This is a genomic window from Mesorhizobium sp. M0768, from assembly GCF_040320195.1.
Taxonomy (GTDB): domain Bacteria; phylum Pseudomonadota; class Alphaproteobacteria; order Rhizobiales; family Rhizobiaceae; genus Mesorhizobium.
The window spans coordinates 1-25483 of record NZ_JAMYPD010000002.1 but is presented as its reverse complement, the minus strand read 5'-3'; the positions used below and the strand labels follow the sequence as shown (position 1 = coordinate 25483).

General features: G+C 62.4%; 20 protein-coding genes. 14 read left to right on the top strand and 6 right to left on the bottom strand.

Going from position 1 to position 25483, the window contains the following annotated elements; all coding sequences use genetic code 11:
* Positions 1-76 precede the first annotated feature (76 nt).
* The 3 genes from NKI08_RS02480 to NKI08_RS02470 form a co-directional block, all read right to left on the bottom strand.
* A complete protein-coding gene (locus tag NKI08_RS02480; RefSeq protein ID WP_352455141.1) occupies positions 77-868 on the bottom strand; it encodes a TIGR02186 family protein in 792 nt (263 codons plus the stop codon).
* A complete protein-coding gene (locus NKI08_RS02475; protein WP_023676949.1) occupies positions 868-1791 on the bottom strand; it encodes a sulfite exporter TauE/SafE family protein in 924 nt (307 codons plus the stop codon). The genes NKI08_RS02480 and NKI08_RS02475 overlap by 1 nt, the downstream gene beginning before the upstream one ends.
* Positions 1792-1982: 191 nt before the next feature.
* On the bottom strand, positions 1983-5843 hold the full coding sequence (locus tag NKI08_RS02470) for a peptidoglycan-binding protein (RefSeq protein ID WP_352767004.1): 3861 nt from the start codon (positions 5841-5843) through the stop codon (positions 1983-1985).
* 550 nt (positions 5844-6393) lie between these two features.
* Here NKI08_RS02470 and NKI08_RS02465 point away from each other — a divergent pair.
* The 7 genes from NKI08_RS02465 (at position 6394) to NKI08_RS02435 (ending at position 15347) form a co-directional block, all read left to right on the top strand.
* A complete protein-coding gene (locus NKI08_RS02465; RefSeq protein ID WP_023677331.1) occupies positions 6394-6855 on the top strand; it encodes a MerR family transcriptional regulator in 462 nt (153 codons plus the stop codon).
* Between the two features lie 237 nt (positions 6856-7092).
* Positions 7093-8889, top strand: coding sequence for an acyl-CoA dehydrogenase (locus tag NKI08_RS02460; RefSeq protein WP_352767002.1), 1797 nt, complete (start codon positions 7093-7095; stop codon positions 8887-8889).
* A 239-nt stretch (positions 8890-9128) separates the two neighbouring features.
* The gene (locus tag NKI08_RS02455; protein WP_352767000.1) at positions 9129-10298 is read left to right on the top strand and encodes an acyl-CoA dehydrogenase family protein; all 1170 of its coding nucleotides are present in this window, start codon (positions 9129-9131) and stop codon (positions 10296-10298) included.
* A 31-nt stretch (positions 10299-10329) separates the two neighbouring features.
* A complete protein-coding gene (locus tag NKI08_RS02450; protein WP_352541294.1) occupies positions 10330-11538 on the top strand; it encodes an acetyl-CoA C-acetyltransferase in 1209 nt (402 codons plus the stop codon).
* A gap of 12 nt (positions 11539-11550) precedes the next feature.
* The gene (locus NKI08_RS02445; protein WP_352766998.1) at positions 11551-13770 is read left to right on the top strand and encodes a 3-hydroxyacyl-CoA dehydrogenase NAD-binding domain-containing protein; all 2220 of its coding nucleotides are present in this window, start codon (positions 11551-11553) and stop codon (positions 13768-13770) included.
* Positions 13771-13851: 81 nt separating this feature from the next.
* Positions 13852-14496, top strand: a complete 645-nt coding sequence (locus tag NKI08_RS02440) for a S24 family peptidase (RefSeq protein WP_352766996.1) — start codon at positions 13852-13854, stop codon at positions 14494-14496.
* 11 nt (positions 14497-14507) lie between these two features.
* Positions 14508-15347 (top strand): thermonuclease family protein, encoded by an 840-nt coding sequence (locus tag NKI08_RS02435; protein ID WP_352766994.1) that lies wholly within the window; start codon positions 14508-14510, stop codon positions 15345-15347.
* Here NKI08_RS02435 and NKI08_RS02430 read toward each other — a convergent pair.
* Positions 15310-16965, bottom strand: coding sequence for a lysine--tRNA ligase (locus NKI08_RS02430; protein ID WP_352766992.1), 1656 nt, complete (start codon positions 16963-16965; stop codon positions 15310-15312). The genes NKI08_RS02435 and NKI08_RS02430 overlap by 38 nt on opposite strands.
* Positions 16966-17203: 238 nt before the next feature.
* On the opposite strand from NKI08_RS02430, the gene NKI08_RS02425 reads away from it, so the two are divergent.
* Positions 17204-17614 carry a tellurite resistance TerB family protein gene (locus NKI08_RS02425; RefSeq protein WP_023677339.1) on the top strand — a complete coding sequence of 137 codons (411 nt, stop codon included), beginning with the start codon at positions 17204-17206 and terminating at the stop codon, positions 17612-17614.
* Positions 17615-17628: 14 nt separating this feature from the next.
* Here the strand turns inward: NKI08_RS02425 and NKI08_RS02420 are convergent, their stop codons facing one another.
* Positions 17629-18480, bottom strand: a complete 852-nt coding sequence (locus tag NKI08_RS02420; protein WP_352501702.1) for an ABC transporter substrate-binding protein — start codon at positions 18478-18480, stop codon at positions 17629-17631.
* A gap of 271 nt (positions 18481-18751) precedes the next feature.
* Between NKI08_RS02420 and NKI08_RS02415 the strand changes: the two genes are divergently transcribed.
* The 3 genes from NKI08_RS02415 (at position 18752) to NKI08_RS02405 (ending at position 20984) form a co-directional block, all read left to right on the top strand.
* A complete protein-coding gene (locus tag NKI08_RS02415) occupies positions 18752-19483 on the top strand; it encodes a helix-turn-helix transcriptional regulator (RefSeq protein ID WP_023677341.1) in 732 nt (243 codons plus the stop codon).
* 97 nt (positions 19484-19580) lie between these two features.
* Positions 19581-20219 carry an acyl-homoserine-lactone synthase gene (locus tag NKI08_RS02410; RefSeq protein ID WP_023677342.1) on the top strand — a complete coding sequence of 213 codons (639 nt, stop codon included), beginning with the start codon at positions 19581-19583 and terminating at the stop codon, positions 20217-20219.
* 15 nt (positions 20220-20234) lie between these two features.
* Positions 20235-20984, top strand: a complete 750-nt coding sequence (locus tag NKI08_RS02405; RefSeq protein WP_023677343.1) for an enoyl-CoA hydratase-related protein — start codon at positions 20235-20237, stop codon at positions 20982-20984.
* A gap of 24 nt (positions 20985-21008) precedes the next feature.
* Here NKI08_RS02405 and ppk2 read toward each other — a convergent pair whose 3' ends face one another.
* Positions 21009-21911, bottom strand: a complete 903-nt coding sequence (gene ppk2, locus NKI08_RS02400) for a polyphosphate kinase 2 (RefSeq protein WP_352766989.1) — start codon at positions 21909-21911, stop codon at positions 21009-21011.
* Between the two features lie 197 nt (positions 21912-22108).
* Between ppk2 and NKI08_RS02395 the strand changes: the two genes are divergently transcribed.
* From NKI08_RS02395 to NKI08_RS02385, 3 genes are all read left to right on the top strand, one after another.
* Complete coding sequence (locus tag NKI08_RS02395; RefSeq protein ID WP_352685727.1) at positions 22109-23371, top strand: sensor histidine kinase; 1263 nt, start codon at positions 22109-22111, stop codon at positions 23369-23371.
* Positions 23372-23488: 117 nt separating this feature from the next.
* Entirely contained in the window at positions 23489-24214 is a 726-nt protein-coding gene (phoU, locus tag NKI08_RS02390) for a phosphate signaling complex protein PhoU (protein ID WP_023677346.1), read from the top strand.
* A gap of 116 nt (positions 24215-24330) precedes the next feature.
* Positions 24331-25338 carry a magnesium and cobalt transport protein CorA gene (locus NKI08_RS02385; RefSeq protein ID WP_023677347.1) on the top strand — a complete coding sequence of 336 codons (1008 nt, stop codon included), beginning with the start codon at positions 24331-24333 and terminating at the stop codon, positions 25336-25338.
* Positions 25339-25483: the final 145 nt, after the last annotated feature.

The window sequence follows — 25483 nt, the reverse complement described above, 5'->3', positions numbered from 1 at the left end:
GCAGCTCGTGTCCGGTCGGGCCGGGGGTCGCGGTCTAACCCATACCCTCGGAAAGGGAAACCACTTTTACGAGAGTTCAGTCTTTCCTGAACACCAGTCTTCCGAGCCAGCCGGTCAGCATGGCAAGCGATACGGCAAAGACACCGTAGAGGAAGGAATAGTCGTGCGCGACGCGGAAGATCGACTGTTCGAAACCGGACTTGCGGATTTCGAGCTGGGCGGAGCTTTCCTTGATGAACAAGCCGCTCTTGAACAGGAAGGCGCGGGCCTTATGGGTGCCGACCGGAACGTTTGGGGCGAGCCTGACGGTGGCGCGGAACAGGTTCTGTGACAGGAACTGCACACCGCCGACATTCTCGCTGTAGAGGCCGGTCGCCGCCTTGCGTTCGCGCAGCGCGGCGGTGAACTCCTCGATTGTCGCCGGGCTGTCCTCCGCGTCGGCCGGCTGCAAATAGAGGTTGGAGGCGCCAAGCGACAGCTGCTTGTAGCTGTTCGGATCGGTGACGTCCTGCAGCGGCCGCGTCGTCGCCACCGAATAGGAGACAGGTACGTTTTTGAAGGTCTCCGACTCCAGATTGACCCAGACGCCGAGCACCCGGTCCTTGCGGCGCACGACGACCGGCCGAGCCGGGCCTTCCAGCACGACGATCACGTCGTAGCGCCCTTGCCGCGCGACAAGCGGATCGGCATTTTCCAGTGAGCCGAAAATGGTCAGGTCGGCGCCGGAAAAGCCGGCGGTAATCGAGACATTGTCGGTGGAAAGGCCGATCTGGATGTTTTCGGTTAGTGGCGCCTGCGCCTTCGCCGGTGGCGCAGCAGCCAGCAGCGACAGCAAGGCGGCGGCCGCGAGCGTCCTTAGGCCGGCCATCAGCTCAGGCCCACGCCGGACAGAGAATAGAGATTGGGCGGCGTGACGAAAAGATCGATGGCAAGCCGGATGGCTACCGCCAGCACGAGCAGCGCCAGCAGCGCCCTGAGTTGCTCGCCCCGCAGCCTCTGACCAGCCTTGGCGCCATATTGCGCGCCGGCGACGCCGCCTGCCATCAACAGGAAGGCGAGCATGACGTCGACCGTCTGGTTGGTGGTGGCGTGGACCAGCGTGGTGTAAGCCGAGGTGAAGATGATCTGGAACAGCGAGGTGCCGATGACGACGTTGGTCGGCACTTTCAAAAGGTAGATCAGGGCCGGCACCATGATGAAGCCGCCGCCGACGCCCATGATCGAGGACAGGAAGCCAATCGCCGCACCCAGCCCAAGCACCGGAATGACGCTGACGAAGAGCTTCGAGGCCCTGAACCGCATCTTCAGCGGCAGGCGGTGGATCCAATTATGCTGGCCGGATTTCTTCAACACCGGTGCGGCGCCGCTGCGAGTGGCGCGCAGCGCATTGACGCTCTCGACCAGCATCAGTCCGCCGACGGTGCCGAGCAGCACGACGTAGAGCAGCGAGATGAACAGGTCGAGCTGGCCGAGCCGGCGCAGGAGCGCAAAGACATAGATACCACCAGTCGAGCCGACGATGCCGCCGGCTAAAAGCACGCCGCCAAGCTTGAAGTCGAGCGTGCCGCGCTTCATGTGCGACAGGGCGCCGGAGAAGGAGGAAGCGATGACCTGGTTGGCGCCGGTGGCGACCGCGATTGCCGGCGGTATGTTGTAGAAGATCAGCAGCGGCGTAATGAGAAAGCCGCCGCCCACGCCGAACATGCCCGACAGGAAACCCACCGCCGCACCCATGGCCAGCAGCACGAAGATGTTGACGGAAATTTCCGCGATCGGGAGATAGATGCCCACCCGTCAGTCTCGATCAGTTTGCCTCCTGGCGAATGCAACCGTTGCGGGCATTTTGCGTCAGAAGGCTATCTCGTTCTTGCGCCGGCCGGGCCGTGAAGTCAAACTTCGCCGCACCGCCGAAACAAAAAACAACTCAATCAGTTAACAGGCAAATCTGTGGCAAGGGCGTCGCGGAAACGACGCATCCGCCGTTATTTACGCGCAAGCAGCGCCTTGACCAGCTTTTCGTCGATCGCGCCGGTTGCCTTCATATCGTTGTCGGCCTGGAAGGCCATGATCGCGTTCTTGGTTTTCTGGCCCATCATCCCGTCGGGATTGCCGGCCTCGTAGCCGTTCTTGTTGAGAATGCGCTGGATGTTCTGGACCGCTTTCGTCATGTCGATGCCGGCGGTCGTCTGCGGTGTGCCGTCCTGCCACGATTCAGGAACGTCGGCCGAATTGGCGGTTGGATCGAGCGGCTTGGCCTTCCACAGTTCAGCCGCGGCCCGCGCACGCTCCAGCTGCTCGGGCCTCAGTGCCTTGGCGATCTCGTCGCGCTTGGCCGCCGCATCCTTGTCGCCGGTCTTGGCGACGAGTGCGAACCATTTGTAGCTCTCCTCGAGGTTCTGCTTCATGCCGACGCCCTTCGCCGCGAGGATGCCGAGATTGAACTGGCTATCCTTGACACCGAGATCCGCCGCCGCCTGGAACCAGCGCGCTGCCGATTCATTGTCGGTCACGCCATCCGCCGCCATCGCAAACAGCACGGCAAGATTGTGCATCGCGCTGGCATTGCCCTGCGCTGCGGCAAGCTGGTACCAGGTTTTCGCTTTCTTGATGTCGCGTGCGACGCCGATGCCCTTCTCGTAGAAATTGCCGATGCGGTATTCTGCCGGCGCGAAACCGAGTTCGGCAGCTTTCTCATACCATTTGGCCGCCGCCGCCATGTCTTCTTTGACGCCGCGAGACTCGGCGTAGCGCGAGCCGATCTCGAACAGCGCCTTGGCGTCGCCGCCCGCCGCTGCATCGCGCAGGGCGGCCGGACCGGCATCGGCCGGAACGTCGATCTTGGCAACGCCTGCCGCGGCAGCATCCGCCGGTGGCACCGTGCCGGTCGAGTCCTGCGTCGCAGCAGTGGCTATAGCAGGCGCGGCAGCCATTGGCTCGGCGTCGCTGGCCGTCGCCGCTGCCGGCGTGGGCACTGCGGCCGCGGAGTCTTGCGCCGCCAGGTCAGCGGGCTCCGCGGAAGCCGAGGGCGCCGTCGATGTCTCGGCTGCCGGTGTAGCGGGGCCGGTTTGCGCCGCCGTGTCGTCCTTGGTCATCGATGCGGATGGCTCTGCCTGCCTGACGGTGGGCGACGGCGCGCTCTCCTGTGGTGTCGTCTGCGCGTCCGCCTTCGGCTCGCTGGCAACGCTGGCCAAATTGGTTTCCACCGGCTGTACGGCCACGGCCGGTGCCGCCTCATTGTTGGTGACTTCGACCGGGTCGGAGAAGAAGGCTTTGCCCAGTTGCAGGCCGGCAAGCGCCAGCATGATGGCGATTGCCCCCATCAGGATCGGCTTGCGCCGCGCCTTGAGCAGGTCGCCGATCCTGAGTGCCTTGACCGGGCCTTTCATCGTCGACTGGCGCTTGAGGGCGTCCGCCTCGGCAGCCGCCGCTTGCGCAGCCCGTCTGGCTGCCGCAATGAAGTCCGATTTTGCCGCCTCAGCGCCGCCTTCCCGGGTCGGCTGCCCGCGCTCGTCGCGCACGCGCTTCATGATGGCGCTGAGGTCGGGTGCGCCGGAGCCGGGTTCCAGTGGCCGGTTGGCGAGCTTGGGGTCGAGGGGCTCGTCGAGATCGACGCTCGGTATCTCGGCGCTCTGCGCCGAGCCTGCAAGCGGCGGCATCTCGGCGTCCTTCTTGCCCTTCAAGGCGCGCGCCAGCCCGCCTAACATCGATTTCCTGCCGCCGCCTTGCTCGGATTTTTCACGCGTCGTGTCTGAACCGAGAGCCGCCAAGGCTGCTGCGGCGGCGGCCTCGGCTGGCGTACGCGGACCTGGCTCGTCGCGCACGAGCGCCGCGGCGCGGCCGTCGAGATCGGCCATGCTGCCTGTCAACGGCAGCGGCTGGTCGAGGTCCATCGACGGTGCGTCCTGTACCGAGATCTTGGATGGCCGGCCGAAACGCTTGCTCAACTCCGCGCTTGCCGGTTCGCCCGTCTCCAATGAACCAAGCCTGTCAACGATCTTGAGCAGCGTATCGTGGATAGCCTCGAACGTTCTCGAATTGCGCTCGTCCGAACGCCGCGTCAGTGCCTCGAGCGTCTTCAGGTCCTGGGCGAGGCCGGTGACGGCCGCCGTGTTGGCGCTTGATCCGGCCAGTGAGCGGACGGCGCTCTCAGCCGCCTCGCGCGCCGCGCCGAGGATGGAATCGCGGGTTCCGGCCAGCGACTTCTCGATTTCGTTGAGACGCGGGCTGATGTCGTCGAATTCCGGCAGCGGCGTGCCGGGCTTGGAAAGATGCGCCGTCAGGCCGGCGACCTGTGCTTCAAGGCTGCGGATCAACGCCGGGTCGATGCTGGCGACCTGTGCCGCGGACGAATCCAGCCGGCTTGAGATGTCTTCGAGCCGGCTCTCCAGGCCACGGATCGCCGCCTCGTTGGCGGGATCTGGAACGCGCGTCTCAATCCGCTTGGCCAGCGCGGTGAAGCGGGCGTCGATGGCATCCATGATGCCGGCGCTATCGACCTGCGGCATGCGCTGGTCTAGCCTGTCGGCGACCTCGTCCAACCGGCGCTCAAGGTCGCGAAACAGCATGTTGCCTTGTTCGATTGCGTCGCCTTGGCGACGTTCCATCATGCTGGACAGCACGTCGAAGCGCTGCTCGAGCCCCTGGAAGATGTAGTCGGCGTCGGGCATGGCAGGTGCGTGGTCGATCTTGTCGGCAATAAGCGCGACTTGCCTGGCAAGGCGCTCCATCGCCTGTTCCGGCAGATTGGCTCGGCCGGCCAGTTCATCCACGCGGCTCGACAATGTGTTGAGACGGTCGATGACCTCCCGACCCGGACGATCCTGCGACACTTCTTCGATTTGCTGGGCCAGTGAATCGATCCGCTTCTCGATGCGTTCGAAGGGCTCGGGGTCGAACGAATTGGCTTGCGCGGCAACCGTCGAGGCGACGATCGCGCGGGAAATCTCGTCGAGCCGCTCGTCGATCTGACTGAATGTGTCGCCGCCGCGATTGTCCTGCTGGCGGGCGAAATGGTCGACCGCTCCGGCAAGCGTGCGGACCTTTTCCTCGAGCGAGCGCAGCGACAGCGATTCCGGCAGATTGCTGACGGCATTGCTGATCTGTTCGAGCCGCTCCGTCAGCGCCGACAGGCCGGGTGCATCGGAACGCTTGCGCTGATCGGCCTCGACGCGATCCTCGAAAGCGTTCCAGCGGCGGTCGAAATCGTCCCAGCGGCGTCCGACCGCCTGCACGCTCTCCTCGCGCGCTAGCGTATCGAGCGCGGCTTTGACCTGCTCAAGCTCGAGCCGCAGCATATTGACGCTTCTGTCGTCGCTTTTTTCGGCCAGTGTCTGGATGGCGCCGGAAAGCCGCTCGAATTCGACGCTGAGTTCGGCGCTGCCTTTGCCGCCGCCATTTGACTGGAAGGCTCGCTCAATATTCTTCCGCAGTACCTCGAACTCGCGTTGCATGCCAGAGGTCATCTGCTGGCGCAACTCTTCGCGCAGGCCGCGCAATTCCCCGGCGATCTTGCCGGCTAGGGCGACGCCGTCCTCCTGGCCGCGCACCCGGTCGATATCGCGGGCGATCGCCTGGTAATTCTGGTCGAAAGCCGCTGCTGGACCTTTCGGCCGCTGCGCGCGTGGATCCTCATACCGGCGCTGCTGGCCATAGGGTTGGGCGCTGGGATAGCGTGGTTCTGCCGCTGGTCGGCGCGGATCGGGGTGGCTTGCCGTCTCCTCGCGCGTCCGCTCCAGCCGCTGCTCCAGAGTTTCCAGGGAGCGGTTGAGCTCTTCAAGCGTCGTGTGCGGCCGGCGTTGCCTGCCGGCGTTGAGTGTATCGAGGTAGGACCGCTTGCTGTTCATCAATGCGCCCGTTTCAGAATTGCTGGCTTTCACCAGGTTCCCAAAGTCCTGCCGGGACGAAGGCGACTGCTTGGCTTGTTGCAGTGGAAGACGAGCTTCCCGGTCTCATCCGCGCTCCGAAAAACCGTGAAAAATTCAGTACAGGATAGACACGGGTAACCGACATGCGCACATTTCGCCCCAACGTGGTAAACAACGCGTTAACCAAGCTTAAGAAGTTGCAACTTTGTCGGCTGGCTGCCGACGGCGCGGGTGTCTTTTTTGGACGCGCAAAAGACGTTGTAGAATTTTGATCAGCCGCATGATCGCTCCCGAAATCGGCAACGACCTTTTAGGTTGTCCGCTTGTGCTGCGGCATAAAGTTGCAAGACCAGAACACTCTTGCGTGCTGAGGCGGCTATCGATATAGAATTGACGTAAACGTAAATGAGCGGATTACGCCGTTTGCGATTTGTTTGTTGAAACCACGAGTGGAAGCACGCCCCCGCTTTCACTCAGGCGACGCAAGGTCGGCGACCGCGACGCCACCAGACGGGGAAAGCCAGTGACCATGAAACTTATTTCGCCCGGCCAAGCCGCGGCCAACACCAACGATATGTCGAGCGAAGCCGGTGAAGAGCTTGTCCGCATCGGCGAAATGGCCAAGAAATACGGAGTGACGCTGCGTACGCTGCGTTTCTATGAGGACAAGGGTCTGCTCAACCCGCAGCGCGACGGCTCGACCCGTCTTTATACACGCCGCGACAGGGCCCGGCTGAAGCTGATCCTGCTTGGCCGCAAGGTCGGGTTCTCGCTGCGTGACGTCAAGCAGATGATGGACCTCTACGATCCGAACGGCTCCAACACCAAGCAATTGCGGCTGGCGCTCGACAAGTCGGAGAAGCAGCTTGCCCGCCTGCAGAAGCAGCGGGCGCTGATCGACGATGCCATCAGCGAACTGAGTGCTTCGATGTCGACCGTCCGGCAAATGCTGATCGAGCGCTCGACGCCGCAGGCCAGTGTGGCGAGCTAAACTAAGCTTTCGATTTGTGACGAATAAGAGCCGCGCGGCTTTCGCTGCGCGGTTTTTCGTTGTTTGCCGTGCTTTGTCGTTTGTCGTCCTGGCGCGCGGGAGAAAATTTACCTCAGCACAGAATTGACGTTTACGCAAACGTCAATATTTGTTATCTCGACCACAAGGTTGGTCCGTCGGCCATCCTCATATGCTGGGGCTGATTTCAGGGCCAAGACCGCATGGTGGAGGAAACGCATGCCGATCTACAGAGCGCCGGTCCGGGACACGCTGTTCGTGCTGAACGAAGTGCTGGGATATCAGCGTTATTCCAATCTTCCCGGATTTTCCGACGCGACGCCGGATGTGCTCGAGGCCATCCTTGCCGAGGGCGCGAAGCTCGCCGAAAACGTGATGCAGCCGCTGAACCGCGTTGGCGACGTGGAAGGCTGCATGCGCCATGACGACGGTTCGGTAACGACGCCGAAAGGCTTCAAGGAAGCTTTCGACCAGTATCGCGAAGGCGGCTGGATGGGGCTCGCGGCACCTGTCGAGTTTGGCGGGCAAGGCTTGTCCTACGCAGTGCACACTGCGGTTGCCGAATACATGGTGTCGGCCAATATGTCGCTGATGATGTATGCCGGCCTGACGCAAGGCGCGATCGCTGCGATCATCACCCATGGCACCAAAGAGCAGAAGGCAACATGGTTGCCGAAGCTGGTCGAGGGCGCCTGGACCGGCACCATGAACCTGACCGAGCCACACTGCGGAACCGATCTTGGCTTGCTGCGCACCAAGGCCGTCCCAAATGGCGACGGCACCTACAGGATCTCCGGTCAGAAGATCTTCATCTCGGCCGGCGAGCATGACATGTCGGACAATATCGTCCACCTGGTGCTGGCCCGTATCGAGGGCGCGCCGGATGGCGTGAAGGGCATCTCGCTGTTCATCGTGCCGAAGCTCAAGCTCGATGCCTCAGGCAATCCGGGCGAGAAGAACACCGTCTCCTGTGGCTCGATCGAGCAGAAGATGGGTATCCATGGCAACTCGACCTGCGTCATGAATTACGACGACGCTGAAGGCACGCTGCTCGGCGAGGCCAATGGCGGGCTGAAAGCAATGTTCACCATGATGAATGAGGCGCGGCTTGGCGTCGGCCTGCAGGGCCTCTCGCTATCGGAGGTCGCCTATCAGAATGCGGTTTCCTACGCCAAGGATCGTCTGCAGGGCCGCTCGCTGTCAGGGCCGAAGGCGCCGGACAGGAAGGCCGATCCGATCATCGTCCATCCGGACATCCGCCGCAGCCTGATGACCATGAAGGCTTTCAACGAGGCCGGCCGCGCGCTGGCGCTGTGGACGGCGATCAAGTCCGACATCGCTCACCGCTCCGGAGACGACAAAGATCGCCAGGTCGCCGACGACTACACCGGCCTGATGACGCCGGTGGTCAAAGGCGTGCTCACCGACAAGGGGTTCGATCATGCGGTAATGGCGCAGCAGGTCTTCGGCGGCCACGGCTATATAGAAGAGCACGGCATGAGCCAGTTCGTCCGCGATGCGCGCATCGCCATGATCTATGAGGGTGCCAACGGCATCCAGGCGCTCGACCTCGTCGGCCGCAAGCTGGCCTTGAATGGCGGCCGCGCGGTCCAGGCTTTCTTTAAGGAAGTCGGAGAGTTCTGCGAGGAAAACCGCACCGACGAGACGATGGCGCCCTTCACCAAGGCGCTTAAAAAGGGCCTCAACGATCTGCAGGCGGCGACGATGTGGCTGGTGCAGAACGGCATGGCCAAGCCCGATAACGCCGGTGCCGCCTCGACCGATTACATGCATCTGTTCGGCCTGGTGGCGCTGGGCTATATGTGGGCGCAGATGGCCAGGGTGGCCGCAGCGAAATTGGCGAATGGCGCCGACGGCGCTTCGTCTTTCTACGACAACAAGCTGGTGACGGCGCGCTTCTTCATAGAGCGGATCATGCCGGAGACGTCGGCGCATCTTGCCCGCATCTCCAGCGGTGCCGACACATTGATGGCACTGCCGGCGGAAGCGTTCTAGCTTCGGCGTTCCCCTCCCCCTCGAGGGGAGGGTGGCCCGAAGGGCCGGGAGGGGTCCTGCGTGCAGTGCGCCGACCTCCATTCTGGTGCATGCCCTGTGAGGAAAATGATCGCAATGCCGTGGCACATGGCGCAGGTTGTAAAAGATAAGGTCGAGCAAGTCATCGGCGACCCCACCCGGCCGCTTCGCGGCCACCCTCCCCTCGAGGGGGAGGGGAACGTCGGCGCGAGGGAGAAACCATGACCCACCCCGCCGAAATCCTTGGCCTTCCCAAGCCCGCCTGGGCGGCGGACGAGGTCGGCATGCTTTACGACATGGCGCACCGCTTCATGTCGGAAGAGATCGCGCCGCGTTACGACGAGTTCGAGAAGAACGAAATGGTCGACCGCGAGAGCTGGCTGAAGGCGGGTGCTGCCGGCCTGCTGTGCGCCTCGATGCCGGAGGAATATGGCGGATCGGGCGGCACCTTCGCGCATGAGAGCGCCATTATCGAGGCGATCGGCCATGTCGGCGTCGACGGGTTCGGCATTGGCCTGCACAATTCGATCGTTGCCCCCTATATCCTCCACTACGGCTCGGAGGAGCAGAAGAAGAAGTGGCTGCCGAGGCTGGCGAGCGGCGAGCTGATCGGCGCCATCGCCATGACCGAGCCCGGTGCGGGCTCCGACCTTCAGGGCGTCAAGACGCGCGCCGAAAAGGACGGCAACCAGTACAAGCTCAACGGCTCGAAGACCTTTATCACCAACGGCCAGCTCGCCAATTTCATCATCGTCGTTGCCAAGACCGATCCTGAGAAGGGCGCCAAGGGCATCTCGCTGATCGTCGTCGAGACCGACGAGCTGGAGGGTTTCGAGCGCGGCCGCAACCTCGACAAGATCGGCCTCAAGGCCAACGACACGTCGGAACTGTTCTTCAACGACGTACGTGTGCCGACCTCGAACCTGCTCGGCAACCACGAAGGCCAGGGCTTCGTCCAGTTGATGCAACAATTGCCGCAGGAGCGGCTGAAGATCGGCACCACTGCTATTGCCATGGTCGAGCGGGCGCTGGCGCTTACCATCGACTACGTCAAGGAGCGCAAGGCCTTCGGCAAGGCCATCATCGAATTCCAGAACACCCAGTTCAAGCTTGCCGAATTGAAGACCAAGGCGACCGTCGGCCGCGTCTTCTATAATGACTGCGTTGCCCGCCACATTAACGGCGGCCTCGACCCGGTGACCGCTTCGATGGCCAAATACTGGCTGTCAGACCTGCAAGGAAAAGTCGTCGACGAATGCCTTCAATTGCATGGCGGCTATGGCTACATGAATGAATATCCGATTGCGCGCATGTTCCGCGACGCCCGCGTCCAGCGCATCTACGGCGGCACCAACGAGATCATGAAATTGCTGATCGGGCGCTCGCTCTGAGCGAGTTTCAGCAAACCCAAGGAGCAGGAAAATGGCCGAAGCTTATGTCTATGATGCCGTGCGCACGCCGCGCGGCAGGGGCAAGAAGGATGGCTCGCTGCACGAAGTGCCGGCGGTGCGGCTCGGCGCCAAGGTGCTCGAGGCCATCCGCGACCGCAACGGGCTGGACACCGGCACCGTCGACGACATCATCTTCGGTTGTGTCGATCCGGTTGGCGAGGCGGGTGCGGTCATTCCACGTGCCGCCGCTTTCGAGGCCGGCTACGACACCAAGGCGCCTGGCATGCAGATATCGCGTTTCTGCGCCTCGGGCCTCGACGCCATCAATTTCGGCGCCGCCAAGATCGCGCAGGGCGCCGACGAGGTCGTCATCGCCGGTGGCGTCGAATCGATGTCGCGCGTCGGCATGGGCGCCTCCGGCGGCGCCTGGTTCATGGACCCATCGGTCGGCCTACCCGGCTGGTTCGTGCCGCAAGGAATCTCGGCCGACCTGATCGCCACCAAATACGGCTTTTCGCGCGACGACGTCGATGCCTACGCAGTCGAAAGCCAGAAGCGTGCCGCCAAGGCGTGGGGCGAGGGCCGGTTCAAGAATTCGGTGATCTCGGTCAAGGACCAGAACGGCCTGACCATCCTCGACCATGACGAACATATGCGGCCCTCGACCGACATGCAGTCGCTTGCCGCGCTCAACCCGTCCTTCGTCATGCCCGGCGAAATGGGCGGCTTCGACGCCGTCGCCGTGCAGAAGCATCCCGAGGTGGAACAGGTCAACCACGTCCACCATGCCGGCAATTCCTCCGGCATCGTCGATGGCGCGGCGGCCGTGCTGCTCGGCTCGAAAAAGGCGGGAAAGACGCTCGGCCTCAAGCCGCGCGCACGCATCCGTGCGTTCGCCAACATCGGCTCCGAACCGGTGCTGATGCTGACCGGCCCCGTCGACGTCACCGAGAAGCTGTTGAAGCGGGCGAAGATGAAGCTGTCGGACATCGACCTGTTCGAGCTCAACGAGGCCTTCGCTTCGGTGGTGCTGCGCTACATGCAGGCTTTCGACATTCCGCATGACCGGATCAACGTCAATGGTGGGGCCATCGCCATGGGCCATCCGCTCGGCGCCACCGGTGCGATGATTTTCGGTACGGTGCTGGATGAATTGGAACGCCGCGACCTCAACACCGCGCTGGTGACGCTTTGCATCGGCGCCGGCATGGGCACTGCAACGATCATCGAACGCGTCTGACGGAGAGAGATGATGAGCTACACCAATTTCACCCTCGACATCGACGCCGACGGCATTGCGCTGGTCACCTGGGACATGCCGGACCGTTCGATGAACGTCTTCACCGAGGAGGTGATGCTCGAACTGAATACCATCGTCGACAAAGTGGCGAGCGATGCAGCGATAAAGGGCGCGGTGATCACCTCCGGCAAGGATACGTTCTCGGGCGGCGCCGACATCACCATGCTGCAGAAGATGCTGGCGACCCTCGCCGCCGACAAGGCGAAGGACCCGGAGAAGGCGACCAAGGCCCTGTTCGACAATGCGGGCACCATGAACGGCCTGTTCCGCAAGCTGGAAACGTCGGGAAAGCCATGGGTTTCGGCGATCAACGGCACATGCATGGGTGGCGCGTTCGAATTGTCGCTCGCCTGCCATGGCCGTGTCGCGGCCGATTCAGACAAAGTGAGGATGGCGCTTCCCGAAGTGAAGATCGGCATTTTTCCGGGCGCCGGCGGCACCCAGCGCGTGCCACGGCTGACCGACCAGCAGCAGGCGCTGCAAATGCTGACGTCCGGCCAGACGCTGTTGCCTCAGAAGGCCAAGTCGATGGGCCTGATCCATGAGATTGCCGAGCCGGACAAGCTGGTCGAAACCGCCAAGGCGATGATCAGGAACGGCTTGAAACCGGTGGCGCCATGGGATGAAAAGGGCTTCAAGCTGCCCGGCGCCCCGATCTATTCGGTGGCCGGTGCCAATCTGTGGCCCCCGGCCATCGCCATTCTGCGCCGCGAGACCTATGGCAATTATCCCGCCGCTGCCGCCATCCTGAAATGCGTCTATGAGGGCCTGTTGGTGCCGTTCGACACCGCCTTGCGGATCGAGCAACGCTATTTCACCGAGATTATGCAGACCAGGGAAGCGGCAGCGATGATCCGTTCGCTGTTCGTGTCGCTCCAGGAACTGAACAAGGGCGCGCGCCGCCCGGCCGGTGTGCCGGAAACGAAGTTCAAGAAGATCGGCGTACTCGGCGCCGGCTTCATGGGCGCTGGCATTGCCTATGTGACGGCCAAGGCCGGCATTCCGGTGGTGCTGCTCGACCGCGACGTGGAGTCCGCCGCCAAGGGCAAGGCGCATTCCGAGACCCTTATCTCGGATCAGGTGAAGAAGGGCCGTGCCAAGCCGCAGGACAAGGATCGGTTGCTGTCGCTGGTCACGCCGACGGCCGATTACGCGGATCTTGCCGGCTGCGATCTTGTGGTCGAGGCGGTGTTCGAGGACTCGGCCGTCAAGAAGGATGCCACCGAACAGGCCGAGGCTGTGCTCAAGCAGTCGGCGATCTTCGCCTCGAATACGTCGACCATACCGATCACATCGCTGGCCAGGAATTCGGCGCGGCCAAAGAATTTCATCGGCATCCACTTCTTCTCGCCGGTCGACAAGATGATGCTGGTCGAGATCATCCTCGGCAAGAAGACCGGCGACAAGGCGCTGGCCACCGCGATCGACTTCGTCCGCGCCATCAAGAAGACGCCGATCGTCGTCAACGATACGCGCGGTTTTTACGTCAATCGCTGCGTACTGCGCTACATGTCGGAAGCCTACAAGATGCTGATCGAAGGTGTTCCGGCGTCGATGATCGAGAATGCGGCGAAAGCCGCCGGCATGCCGGTCGGTCCTCTGGCGTTGACCGACGAGACCGCGATCGACCTTGCCCAGAAGATCATGAAGCAGACCATGCGCGATCTCGGCGACAAGGCGGTCGATCCGAAGCAGATGGCGCTGATCAACACGATGGTCGACACGCATGGTCGCTTGGGCCGCAAGAACAGCAAGGGCTTCTATGACTATCCGGCAAAACCGGCCAAGAAGAAGCTGTGGCCAGGTCTCAGGGATCTCTACCCGCAGCTGGCGCCGGAGCAGGTTGATTATGAGGAACTGAAGCAGCGGCTGCTGGTCACCATCGCGCTTGAGGCGGTACGGGTGATGGAAGAGGGCATCGTTACCGACCCACGCGAGGCCGATGTCGGCTCGATCCTGGCCTTCGGCTTCGCGCCCTATACAGGCGGTGCACTGTCCTACATCGACGGCATCGGCGCTAAGAAATTCGTCAAAATCGCCAAGCGCCTGCAGAAGAAATACGGCACCGAGTTCAAGGCGCCGAAGCTGCTGCTTGATATGGCCGAGAAGGGCGAGACCTTCTACGAGCGCTTCGATCCCTATACCAGGGACGAGGCCAAGGAGGCGGCCTGACGCCGTCTTCGGCGGTGGACAAGATGGCGGCCAAGGGGTAGAACACGGAAGGTATTTTTTCCTGTTTCGAAGGAGAGCAAGGTGCTCTCGCACGACCGCGTTTGGGCCGCCATCGACGCTCTCGCCGAGCGTTATTCGCTTTCGGCCTCCGGACTGGCCAGGCGCGCAGGCCTCGACTCGACCGCCTTCAACAAATCGAAGCGGCTGTCCTCAGATGGACGGCCGCGCTGGCCGTCGACCGAATCGCTGGCCAAGATCATTGAGGCGACCGGCGCCTCGCTGGACGAATTTGCGGGGCTGGTCGAGGGTCGGGGTAATTCCGGCGCACTACCCGTGCAGAGATCGTCGGTGCCGCTGCTCGGCTTCGCCCAGGCGGGCGCCGGTGGCTTCTTCGACGACGCCGGGTTTCCAGCGGGGCAGGGATGGGATCTGATCGAGCTTCCGGCACGGGCAACCGAGACCTCCTATGCCTTGAAGGTCCAGGGCGATTCCATGCTGCCGCTCTATCGCAATGGCGATGTCCTGATCGTCGAGCCAGGGGCTACCATACGAAAGGGTGATCGCGTCGTCGTCAAGACCAATGCCGGCGAGGTGATGGCCAAGATGCTTGACCGCCAGACACCGAGGTCGATCGCGCTGGTCTCCCTCAATCCCGATCACCCGGACCGCGACATCCCCATGCGCGATGTCGAATGGGTGGCGCGGATTGTCTGGGCAAGCCAGTAGGCGCGGGGCCGGTGCGTCTGCCTCACCTTGCTTTGGCTGTTCTGGCGATCCCGGCGATGGCCACGGCAATTGTCGCCGGCGGCCGCGCCGTCCAGAGCGAAAGCGGCGGCCCCTGGGAGCAAATCCAGGTCGGCGTCGAAACTCAGCCCGCCGCGCCGGCTACGTCGGCCATCCCGAAACCAGTGCCGGCCAAGCAGGCGGCGCATTCGAGGGCAATCGATCCAGACATCGTGGTGCCGCCGCAGCCCGGTTCCAACGAGCTTGAACGGATAGAGCCGCGCGCCCCGTTGAGCGATCTGGCATTGGCTGGACCGCCCAAGCCGCCAAAAACGAAAATGCCCGACGACTGGAAAGGCACGAAACTATTCCAGCCCGTCGCGTCGGCCGCCGGGGTCATCGAAGCAAAGGGCTATTCGATTGCGGTTTCCGGGATCGACATCGTCAAGCAGGAGGAGACTTGCACCGACGGCGGCGAGTCCTGGAATTGCGGCATTCGGGCGCGAACGGCCTTCCGCGCCTTTCTCCGCAGTCGTGCGGTGGTCTGTGCCGTGCCGCCCGAAGGCGGTCGTGATCTGATCGCCGCCGAGTGCCGGATCGGTAATCAGGATGTCGGTCAATGGCTGGTCGAAAATGGCTGGGCGCGCGCCGCCAAGGGCGGCCCTTACGTAGAAGCCGGCGAGAAGGCGCGTGCAGCAAAAAAAGGCGTCTTCGGGCCGGCGCCGAGCGTTTCAGGCCTGCCGCCGCTCCCGGCTGCTGCGTCGCGATCCGCGCCTGTAGCGCCTAGCTCGATCCTGGAGGAGCAAGACGGCGTCCTCATGCCGCCAGCTGACCAGCCAGCGCCCGCTGAATGAGCTCGCGCGTTTCGGCGATGCCGTAGAGCGCAGCGAAGGAGCCGAAGCGCGGTCCGCGTTCCTGACCTATCAGCACCTGATAGATCATCTGGAAGAAGGCGACGGAGACACCGGGTCCGCCCTCCGGGCTCTGCTTGGAATGGTCCTGGTAGCGCTCGATCTTGCGCGCAACATTGAGGGCAGCGTTCTGGATTGCCTCGCTGTCGGCATCAGCCGGCAGCGCGGCGAGCGCTACCGAAAGCTTGGTCAGCGCCTCGCGCTCGACCGCGTCGGCAGTACGGTACACTTTCGCCGGCTTCACGAAATCGTCGAAATAGCGGATGGCATATTCGGCCAGCCGGTCGAGCTCGGGATGGGTTGTCGGCGTCACACCCGGCGCGTGGCGCGAAATGAAACCCCACAGCACGTCCCTGTTCTGCGCATTCGAGGCGCTGACCAGGTTGAGCAGCAGCGAGAACGGAACCGGCAGGTCGACTGCCGGGGGATTGCCGTCATGCATGTGCCAGACCGGATTGCCCAGCCGCTCCTTCCAGTCCTGCCTCTGATAGGCAGAGAGGAACGTGTAATATTCGTCTACCGCCTTCGGGATGACGTCGAAATAGAGCTTCTTCGCGGTTCGCGGGCGCTGGAACATATAAAGGCTAAGGCTCTCGGTCGGCGCGTAAGTCAGCCACTCGTCAATGGTCAGCCCATTGCCCTTCGACTTCGAGATCTTCTGGCCGTTCTCATCGAGGAACAGCTCGTAATTGAAGCCCTCCGGTGCCGGAGCATCGAGCGCGCGGCAAATCTGCCCGGCGAGCTTGACGGAATCGATCAGATCCTTGCCGGACATCTCGTAATCGACGCCGAGTGCTGCCCACCGCATCGCCCAATCTGGCTTCCATTGCAGCTTGGCATGACCGCCGGTCACCGGCGTCTCGAAGCGCTCGCCGGTGTCCGGGTCGCGCCACACGATGGTGCCGGCGTCGAGCTTGCGCTCGTCGATCGCGACTTGCATGACGATGCCGGTCTTGGGATGGATCGGCAGGAAGGGCGAATAGCTCAGCGCCCGCTCCTCGCGCAGCGACGGCAGCATAATTGCCATCACCTTATCGAAGCGCTCGAGCATCTTGAGCAGCGTCGCGTCGAAGCGGCCGGAAGTATAATAGTCGGTCGAGGAAGCGAATTCGTAATCGAAGCCGAAACGGTCGAGGAAAGTGCGCAGCCGTGCGTTATTGGCGGCGCCGAAGGACGGATACTCATTGGAGAACGGGTCCGGTATCCTGGTCAGCGGCTTGCCGAGGTAGGCGCGCAGCATGTCCTTGTTAGGCACATTGTCAGGCACCTTGCGCAATCCGTCCATGTCGTCGGAGAAGCACAGCAGCCGCGTCTTGACCTTGTCTTCAGTCAGCACGCGGAAGGCGTGGCGCACCATAGATGTGCGCGCCACCTCGCCGAACGTGCCGATGTGCGGCAGGCCGGACGGGCCGTAGCCGGTCTCGAACAGCACCGTTTCCGGGTAGCCGCTGCTCGCGTAGCGGGCGGCGATCTTTTTCGCTTCCTCGAATGGCCACGCCTTGCTTTCGGCGGCGGCGGCGAGGACTTCCGGGCTGAGATCGATCGGCTGTTGTTCGGCCATGATGCTATTCCTGCAACGTTGCCAGCATCGATGCCGGCAGCCGCATGCTCTAGACCATGATCCCGAAAAGTGGAACCCGGTTTTCGGGCAGGACCGTGATCAGGCAAGAAGCCCCCGTCCCGATAGTCAGGATGGATCAACTTCCAAGGCGTGATCGGAGCGCCAACGATCGCGGCTGTTTTTCCTTGCGGCGCCGGTCCCTCGTTCCTAACTTCGGGACCATCTCAAGGAGTTGTAAATGCCATTGTCGCCACACGAAGCCATGATCTACCTGATGGTCATCACCTCGGCGTCAGACCGCGACATGACCGACGTCGAACTGGCGCGGATCGGCGACGTCGTTCGATCCTGGCCGGTGTTTGAGGATTTCAACCAGGAGCGGCTGGTCGAGGTCGCCCAGGCCTGCCAGAAAATGCTGCATGAAAAGGATGGGCTGGAGGGCGTCCTGGCGCGCGTCGCCGAGGCGCTGCCCGAACGCCTGCGTGACACCGCCTATGCCGCCGCCTTCGAGGTCGCAGCTGTCGATCTCGAAATGCGCCTGGAGGAGGTACGCGTTCTGCAGCTCGTCCGCCGGGAACTCGACCTCGATGCGCTGACGGTCGCCGCCATTGCGCGAGCCGCCAAGGCCCGCCTTCGCACGCTGACCTGAGCCGGCGGCCAAGCTCAGAAAAAACTGACGGGAAAATAGCGCAGATAGAACTCGGCGAACGTGCCTTTCACCGAGATTTCCTGCAGCGCGTAGTCGAAAGCGGCGGCCAGTGCCGGATCGTCGGCCCTGGTGGCGATTGCCATGCCTGAGCCGAGATATTCGGGCGCCAGATAGGGGCCGCCGGCAAAGCGGCAGCAGCCCGCTGCATCCGAACCGCCGAGCCAGAAGGCGAAACGCATGCCGTCGCCGAAGGCGGCGTCGATCTTGCCGGCTTTCAGCTCGCCATAAAGCTCCTCCGGCTTTGCGAACGGGACGATTTGGACGTCGCCGAAATAATCGCGCAGCACCCGCTCGTGCGCGGAGCCGGCGATCACGCCGACACGCTTGCTGCGCAGCTTGTCGAACATTGGTTCGGTCAGCGCCTGTGTCTTCAGCATGATGAAGCGGGCCGGAAATTGCAGGTAGGAGCGTGAAAATGCGTATTTCGACCGCGACTCCGGCGTCGCGGCGATGCCGGCAATGATCGCTTCGCCCTCCCCTTTCCCGAGCGCACCTTCGAGCTCGGCCCAGGGCAGCGCCTGGATCTGGCATTTTTCGGCAACGCCGAGCTCGGCGCAGATGGCGCGCGCCAGGTCGACATGGAAGCCCGACAGCCGGCCTGCCCCATCGAGGAAATTGAACGGCGGGAAATCCGTGGTGGTCAGGAATCGCAGCCGCGGCAGCATCGAAAGGTCCGGCTTTGGCAGCCGCTCCTTGGCGTCCCAGAACACGGGCACCTGCGGCTCCGCGGCGAGCGCAGCAGCCGCAAGCGATTGCGCTCCGATCAATATCGAGATCAATGAAATGGATATGCGCCGAAACGCCACGCGACGACTCCGTTCGGTCTTGCCCCGGCTTTCGTACGAAATAACACAGGTTTTTGTACGAAAAAAACACAGGTGCGACGGTTTTTGGTTTCATCATTGCAATTTAGGGATATTGTTTAGTGAGTTTGCAAGTGACTGCGTGATGCCGGCTGAAGAGGAGCAGTAGGACGCACGGGGGAGGCAGCTTTGCAGTCCGGGGTTGATGGCGTGGTGCGGGTTGATCACTGCCATTGGCCTCAAGAGCGGAAGGCAACATGGGGTAGATGTTGCGATGGGTCATTTCGATCGTACGCTGGAGTTGATAGATCAGTTGCAGCACGCCGGCACAGCCGCCGCCGTCTGCGAAAAGCTGTTGGGGGTAACAAGCGGGTTCGGGCTGACGGCGCTGATGGCCGGGACGGTTCCGCAACCTGGCACGCCGAGAAACCAGCAAAAGGACCATGTGCTGCTCTGCGACTGGCCGGCTGAATGGCTTGAGCGCTACGTCGCGCGCAACTACGTCGATCACGACCCCGTCGTCAGCCACATGAAGCAGCTTCAAGCGCCATTCCAGTGGCGGGAAGCATCTCAGGGCATCCGCATCGGCAAGAGCGGCGGCGAGGTGATGGGCGATGCCGGGGAATTCAAGCTGCGCGACGGGTTGGCCTTCCCGCTAATCACGCTCGATGGCCAGATCGTCATGGTGTCGCTAGGCGGCGAGGCTGTCGAATTGTCGAGCGCCGAGTTCGGGTTGGTGTCGCTGGTCTCGACTTATGCGATTGGCCGCGCAATGCAGCTCCACACCATGGCGGGCAAAACCATCGATCATGTCGAATTAACGCCGCGTGAGCGCGAATGCCTGCAATGGGCTGCTGTTGGCAAGTCCGAATGGGAGATTTCACAAATTCTCGGCATTTCGGAACACACGTCAGAGAAACACCTTCTTAACGCCAAAAGCAAACTCGGTGCCGTCAACCGGGTCCAGGCCGTCGCGGAAGCGATAAGGCGCGGCTATATTAACTAGGTCGGCCGCGCCGGCCTAGAAATTCTTGCTTGCGTGATCGCGTAATTTTTTTGGGAAAGCACGGCCGTATCTTCCTATTGAAACTAGGAGACGGCAAATGCTTTTTTCCCTCACAACCCAGGAATTGATGGAACGGCCCGACCTCTGGGAGGCAGTTCATCGTTTGCGTTACAGAGTTTTCGTCGAAGAGATGGGATGGACCGATCTGCAGCGCCCTGATGGCCTCGAGATCGATCAATTCGACCACGACGAGGCAGTGCACCAGATCGTCATCCGCAATGGCGAGCTCGCCGGTTATCAGCGGATGTTGCCGACAACCCGGGCCCATCTTCTAACCGATGTGCTGGCGGACCTTTATGAGGGAACCCCACCGTCGGGCCCGAATGTCTATGAACTGACCCGCTATGCGGTTGCGCCGGGATTCCGCGACGGTCGGCGCGGCGTGTCGACGGTCGGCACCGAGCTGATCGCCGGCTTCGTCGAGTGGGGTCTGAAGCGCAACGTCAACCAGGTGATCATCGAATTCGAGCCGATGTGGGTGCTTCGCGCGCTGCAGCTGCATTTCCTGGCAACGCCGCTCGGTTACCAGCGTACCTATGGCAACCAGCAGGTGGTTGCCACACTGCTCACCTTCAACGAGCACACGCTCGACGTGGTGCGTTCGCGCCGCAACCACTTTGCGCCGGTGCTGGCCAGAGGGTATCCGGACATGCTCGGACAGAGACGCGCCTCGTGAGATTGGAGAGAGGCCATGAACGTTCACTCAAAAGCAGAATTCCGCAATCACACGCTGATCGTCACGGTATCGTCGGGTGACGGCCGCCCGGTGCTGGACAGGCGGGCCTATGAAAGCCTGGCCAGGACATTCCACGAAGCCGCTGTCGACGACGACGTCCGCGTAGTGGTCCTGCGCGGCTTGGCCGGCTGCTTCTGCCTCGGTGCCGATTTCTCCGAATTTCTCGACGCCACCAAACATCGGCGACTGATCGCCGCCGTCACCGATATGTTCCGCACGCTGGCGACGTTTCCGAAACCGGTCCTTGCCTGTGTCGACGGCGACGCCGTCGGCGTCGGTTGCACCATCCTGTTCCACTGCGACATGGTGATCGCCTCGAGCAAGAGCACGTTTCGGGTGCCGTTCGTCGATTTCGGCCTGGTGCCGGACGCGGCGACCAGCATTCTGGCGCCGCAGAAGCTCGGCTATGCCGGGGCGTTCCGCTTCTTCTGCCTGGGCGACACGCTCGCCGCCGAAGATGCCAGGGCACTGGGCCTTGTCGGCGAGATTGTGACGGACGGCAGCGTCGAGGAAGCCACGTTGGCAAGAGCCAGGCAACTCGCCAAGAAGCCTGTCGCGGCGCTGCTACAGACGCGCGACCTGCTTAGGGGCGACACCGGCGCGCTCTGCGACCGCATCGATCAGGAGATCTCGCTTTTCCAGCAGGCGCTGCAGGACGACACCACGCTGAAGCGACTGCAGCGGATTGCCCGGCTGGCGGCATGAGAGCCGCGTATCGATGAGGTGAGCTTATTTTTCGAGGAAAGTCGGCCCTTCGCCGATGATCTTCTTGTCCTCCTTGCCGATGACGTCGAGGTCGCGGCCGTCATAGGGAAGCGAAAGGAGAATGCGCTGCATGACGGCCAGCCGCGCGCGCCGTTTGTCGTTCGCCCGCACAATGATCCAGGGCGCGAACTCCTTGTGCGTGCGCTCGACCATCAGGTCGCGCGCTTTGGTGTATTCGTCCCATTTGCTGATGCCGGCGATGTCGATTGGCGAAAACTTCCAGCTCTTCAGCGGGCTCCAGCGGCGGTCGTGGAATCGCTCGAGCTGCGTTTCCCGGCCGATGTTCAGCCAGAATTTGAAGAAATGTATGCCCTCGTTGCGAATCATCCGCTCGAAATGCGGAACCTCGTCCAGAAATTGCTCGTGCTGCTCGGGCGTGCAGAATCCCATCACCGGTTCAACGCCGGCGCGGTTATACCAGGAGCGGTCGAAGGTGACGAATTCGCCCGACGTCGGGAAGTGGTCGACGTAGCGCTGGAAGTACCATTGTCCAAGCTCGGTGGGCGTTGGCTTGGTCAGCGCCACGTTGCGCGCCGTGCGAGGATTCAGATACTGGCGCAAAACGAAGATCGTGCCGCCCTTGCCGGCAGCGTCGCGCCCCTCGAACAGCGACATTACCCGCCTGCCTGTCGACTGCAGCCACGCCTGCGCCTTGACCAGCTCGATCTGCAGCTTCTCTAGCCTCTCGTCATACTCCTCGCTCTTCATCTTCTTGTCGTAAGGGTAACCGCCGGCAGTGAGCTTGCGGTCCTCGACCCAGTCGGGAAGCGCGGGGGCCTCGATGTCGAACGCCCTCTCCTTGCCGTCGATCATGATCTTCAGCGGCCCCGATGAGGGTGCGGCGGGGCTTTCGTTGGCGTTTTTCATCGAGGCGAACCTTTCCAGCTTCCGGACTCGTGCTATTGGGAGCCTTACTGCATCGGCCCGAAAATCGGAATCGATTTTCGGAAAGAACGATGCAGCAGATAAAGAGGTAGAGCGTCCTTTGTGCGCCCAATTGGACGCACTGCGCTCTAGCGCCGGTCCAGCAAGAAGTTCTTGAAGTGGCCGCAGACGGAGCGCAAATGGCCGACATCGGCACAGAGCGGAGAGGCAGGGCGCAAACCGTCGCCATGCGGCTGTGGAACAGCCGCTGGCTGCTGGCGGCCGGTCTCGTTGCGGTTCTGATGGTCTATGGTTTTGCCGGCATGTCTGGCTATGTGGTGCTGCTGGCTGGCGCCGTGCTGGTTGCCGCTGCGATGCTGCCGGCCGGCATCGCCCGCCAATCGACCGAAAATGCCGCGGCCATCGAGTCGGGCGTGCAACAACTTTCCGGCGAATATCTCGCGGCGGCGGTTGCCGATCCGCTGATCATTTTCGATCGCTCCGCCGCCATCGTCCACGCCAACGCCGCTGCCTTTGCCGCCTTCGGTGGGATTGCCCCCGGCATGTCGCTGTCGCTGAAATTCCGCGCGCCGGAAATGCAGGCCTTGCTGGATAGCATCTTGGCGGGCAACGTCGCTTCGGACAGCGTCGACTACATAGAAAAGCTGCCGGTCGAACGAGCCTATCGGGTGAGCGCGTCTTCAGTCGGCCATGCCACGGATCTCTACGTGCTGGTGTTCAAGGACCAGAGTGAGGCGCGCCGGATCGACAGAATGCGTGCCGACTTCATTGCCAATGCCAGCCACGAGCTGCGCACGCCTCTCGCCTCGATCGCCGGCTTCATCGAGACGCTGCGCGGGCCGGCCCGCAACGACCCCGCGGCGCGCGAGCAGTTCCTGCAGATCATGCAGAACCAGACCAGCCGCATGGCGCGCCTCATCGACGACCTTCTGTCGCTGTCGCGCCTGGAGATGAAGCCCTATCTCAAGCCGGGAACCGAGGTCGATCTGCGCCAGGCCATCGACAGCGTCATCGATTCGCTTGGGCCGCTCGCAAAGGAAAACGGCGTCGTCATCGAGCGTGATTTCGCGGAAGGGCCGCTCGACGTGCCCGGCGATCGGGACGAGCTTTTCCAGGTCTTCGAAAACCTGCTGGAAAACGCCTGCAAATATGGTCAGTCGGGCGGACGTGTCGTGGTGTCGATCATACGCAGCGACAGCGATCCCGAACCGGGCATCGACGTCACCATCAGGGATTTCGGCCCCGGCATCCCCGAAGAGCACATCCCGCGCATCACCGAGCGCTTCTACCGTGTCGACGTCGAGAACAGCCGAACCCAGAAGGGCACCGGCCTTGGCCTGTCCATCGTCAAGCATATCCTGACCCGCCACAACGCCAGACTCTCCATCAGGTCGGAGGTCGGCAAGGGTGCGGCGTTCACGGTCCATTTGCCGGCTCGCTAGCGTAGTACTATCTCTAGCACATAATGGGCCGTTTCTTTTTTCTGTCATCCGGCTAGCGTATCAGCGGGGATTCGAGGGAACGACTCAACCACGAGATCCCGGGAAGGCATTTCGTCCATGCAGTCCGTGCATATCGTCAGCGCCTATGACGAGGAGCTGAAATATCTGTCGAAGCGCATCGCGGCGATGGGCGGGCATGCCGAGCGCATGGTCGAGCAGGCCGTCGCGGCGCTGGTCAATGCTGATCCGGGGCTTGCCCAGAAAGTCATTCGGGACGACCTGGTTCTGGATGAGGGACAGCGCGAGATCGACGACAAGGCGATCATCATCATCGCCAAACGCCAGCCGATGGCGACGGATCTGCGCGAAATCGTCGGCGCGATCCGCATCTCGGCTGACCTCGAACGGGTAGGCGACCTCGGCAAGAACGTCGCCAAGCGGGTGGTTGCCGTCGCAGACGGGCGCCAGCCGAACAGTCTGTTCCGCGGCCTCGAGGCTTTGGCCAATCTGGCACTGACCCAGCTCAAGGAAGTACTCGACGTCTATGCGTCGCGGTCGGTGGAGAAAATCGGTTTCGTGCGCGACCGCGACGACCAGATCGACGCCATGTACACCTCTCTGTTTCGCGAATTGCTGACCTACATGATGGAAGACCCACGCAACATCACCCCCTGCACACATCTCCTGTTTTGCGCCAAGAACATCGAGCGCATCGGCGACCACGCCACCAACATCGCCGAGACGATCTACTATATCGTCACCGGCGATCAGATGCCGGCCGATCGTCCGAAGGGCGATAAGACGGACAAGATTATTCTTCCCGCAACCCAACCAGCGAAGTGAGTTCTCTCAGCACTGATGCGAATTTCGGATTCGCCACCCGACAGAAAATTGCGCTAAGCTTTCGACGCGCCGACTTCTCAGTTCCGCGATGAAGGCCCCGCCTTCAGGAGGCTGCGATGGAATATGTCCGCGAGTTTGCTCCTGCGCCGCCGATGTCGGGTATAATCGCTTGCGGCGTCTATACGGCTGGGCGGCGCATCGCCGACATTCCGATCGAGGAAGCCGGCGAATGGGCCGGGAAGCCGGGCCACGTGGTCTGGATCGGACTGCTGGAGCCCGACCGCAATTTGTTGCTGCGCGTCCAGGCGCAATTCCATCTGCATGAGCTGGCGATCGAGGACGCCGAGCATCCGCACCAGCGACCGAAGATCGAGCAATATGGTGATGCCCTGTTCATCGTTGCCCGCACGGCGCAGCTGATCGACAGCCGCGTCACCTTCGGCGAGACGCATCTGTTCGTCGGCGCGGGCTACATCGTCAGCGTCAGGCATGGCCCGTCGACCTCCTACGCCGCCGTTCGCCAGCATTGGGAAAGCTGCCCGCATTCCCTTGCCAAGGGCGAGGATTTCGTCCTCTACGCCATTCTCGATTTCATCGTCGACAACTATATGCCGGTGCTTGAGCAGATCGAAAACGAGGTCGAGGCGATCGAGGACAAGGTTCTGCTGAAACCGATGACCGGCTCCGATATCGAACGGCTTTACATGCTGCGCCGCGATCTCTTGCGCCTGCGTAATGCGGCCCTGCCGCTGGTGGAGGTCTGCCGGCGGCTCACCAGCGCCGATCTGCCGCAAATCCACACAGCCATGCACCCGCTGTTTCGCGACGTCACCGACCACATCCGCACTGTCCAGGAAAAGATCGACAGCCTGCGTGAGGTTCTCGCCTTCGCCTTCGAGGCGAGCCTTCTGGTCGGTCAAAGCCAGGAGACGGCGATCTCCAAGAAGCTTGCCTCATGGGCCGCAATCTTGGCCGTGCCGACGGCATTCGCCGGCATTTACGGCATGAATTTCAGCGACATGCCGGAACTGAGGATGGAATATGGCTACCCGGCCGTCCTGGCGGCAATTGCCCTGATCTGCACGTTTCTTTACTGGCGGTTTCGCAAGAATGGGTGGCTTTGAAGCGAGGGCAGTAGGGCAGTAGGGCAGTAGGGCAGTAGGGCAGTAGGGCAGTAGGGCAGTAGGGCCGTAGGGCAGTACTGCAGTAGGGAATTAGGGCAGTACGCACGTACGGCAGTACGGAGGGAGAGAGTGGGGGGGGGAGGGT

Bases quoted from the DNA above. Each gene is read 5' to 3' on its own strand.
- NKI08_RS02480 (WP_352455141.1), bottom strand. From the start codon at position 868: ATGGCCGGCCTAAGGACGCTCGCGGCCGCCGCCTTGCTGTCGCTGCTG.
- NKI08_RS02470 (WP_352767004.1), bottom strand. From the start codon at position 5,843: ATGAACAGCAAGCGGTCCTACCTCGATACACTCAACGCCGGCAGGCAA.
- NKI08_RS02465 (WP_023677331.1), top strand. From the start codon at position 6,394: ATGAAACTTATTTCGCCCGGCCAAGCCGCGGCCAACACCAACGATATG.
- NKI08_RS02460 (WP_352767002.1), top strand. From the start codon at position 7,093: ATGCCGATCTACAGAGCGCCGGTCCGGGACACGCTGTTCGTGCTGAAC.
- NKI08_RS02455 (WP_352767000.1), top strand. From the start codon at position 9,129: ATGACCCACCCCGCCGAAATCCTTGGCCTTCCCAAGCCCGCCTGGGCG.
- NKI08_RS02450 (WP_352541294.1), top strand. From the start codon at position 10,330: ATGGCCGAAGCTTATGTCTATGATGCCGTGCGCACGCCGCGCGGCAGG.
- NKI08_RS02445 (WP_352766998.1), top strand. From the start codon at position 11,551: ATGAGCTACACCAATTTCACCCTCGACATCGACGCCGACGGCATTGCG.
- NKI08_RS02430 (WP_352766992.1), bottom strand. From the start codon at position 16,965: ATGGCCGAACAACAGCCGATCGATCTCAGCCCGGAAGTCCTCGCCGCC.
- NKI08_RS02425 (WP_023677339.1), top strand. From the start codon at position 17,204: ATGCCATTGTCGCCACACGAAGCCATGATCTACCTGATGGTCATCACC.
- NKI08_RS02415 (WP_023677341.1), top strand. From the start codon at position 18,752: ATGGGTCATTTCGATCGTACGCTGGAGTTGATAGATCAGTTGCAGCAC.
- NKI08_RS02410 (WP_023677342.1), top strand. From the start codon at position 19,581: ATGCTTTTTTCCCTCACAACCCAGGAATTGATGGAACGGCCCGACCTC.
- NKI08_RS02405 (WP_023677343.1), top strand. From the start codon at position 20,235: ATGAACGTTCACTCAAAAGCAGAATTCCGCAATCACACGCTGATCGTC.
- ppk2 (WP_352766989.1), bottom strand. From the start codon at position 21,911: ATGAAAAACGCCAACGAAAGCCCCGCCGCACCCTCATCGGGGCCGCTG.
- NKI08_RS02395 (WP_352685727.1), top strand. From the start codon at position 22,109: ATGGCCGACATCGGCACAGAGCGGAGAGGCAGGGCGCAAACCGTCGCC.
- phoU (WP_023677346.1), top strand. From the start codon at position 23,489: ATGCAGTCCGTGCATATCGTCAGCGCCTATGACGAGGAGCTGAAATAT.
- NKI08_RS02385 (WP_023677347.1), top strand. From the start codon at position 24,331: ATGGAATATGTCCGCGAGTTTGCTCCTGCGCCGCCGATGTCGGGTATA.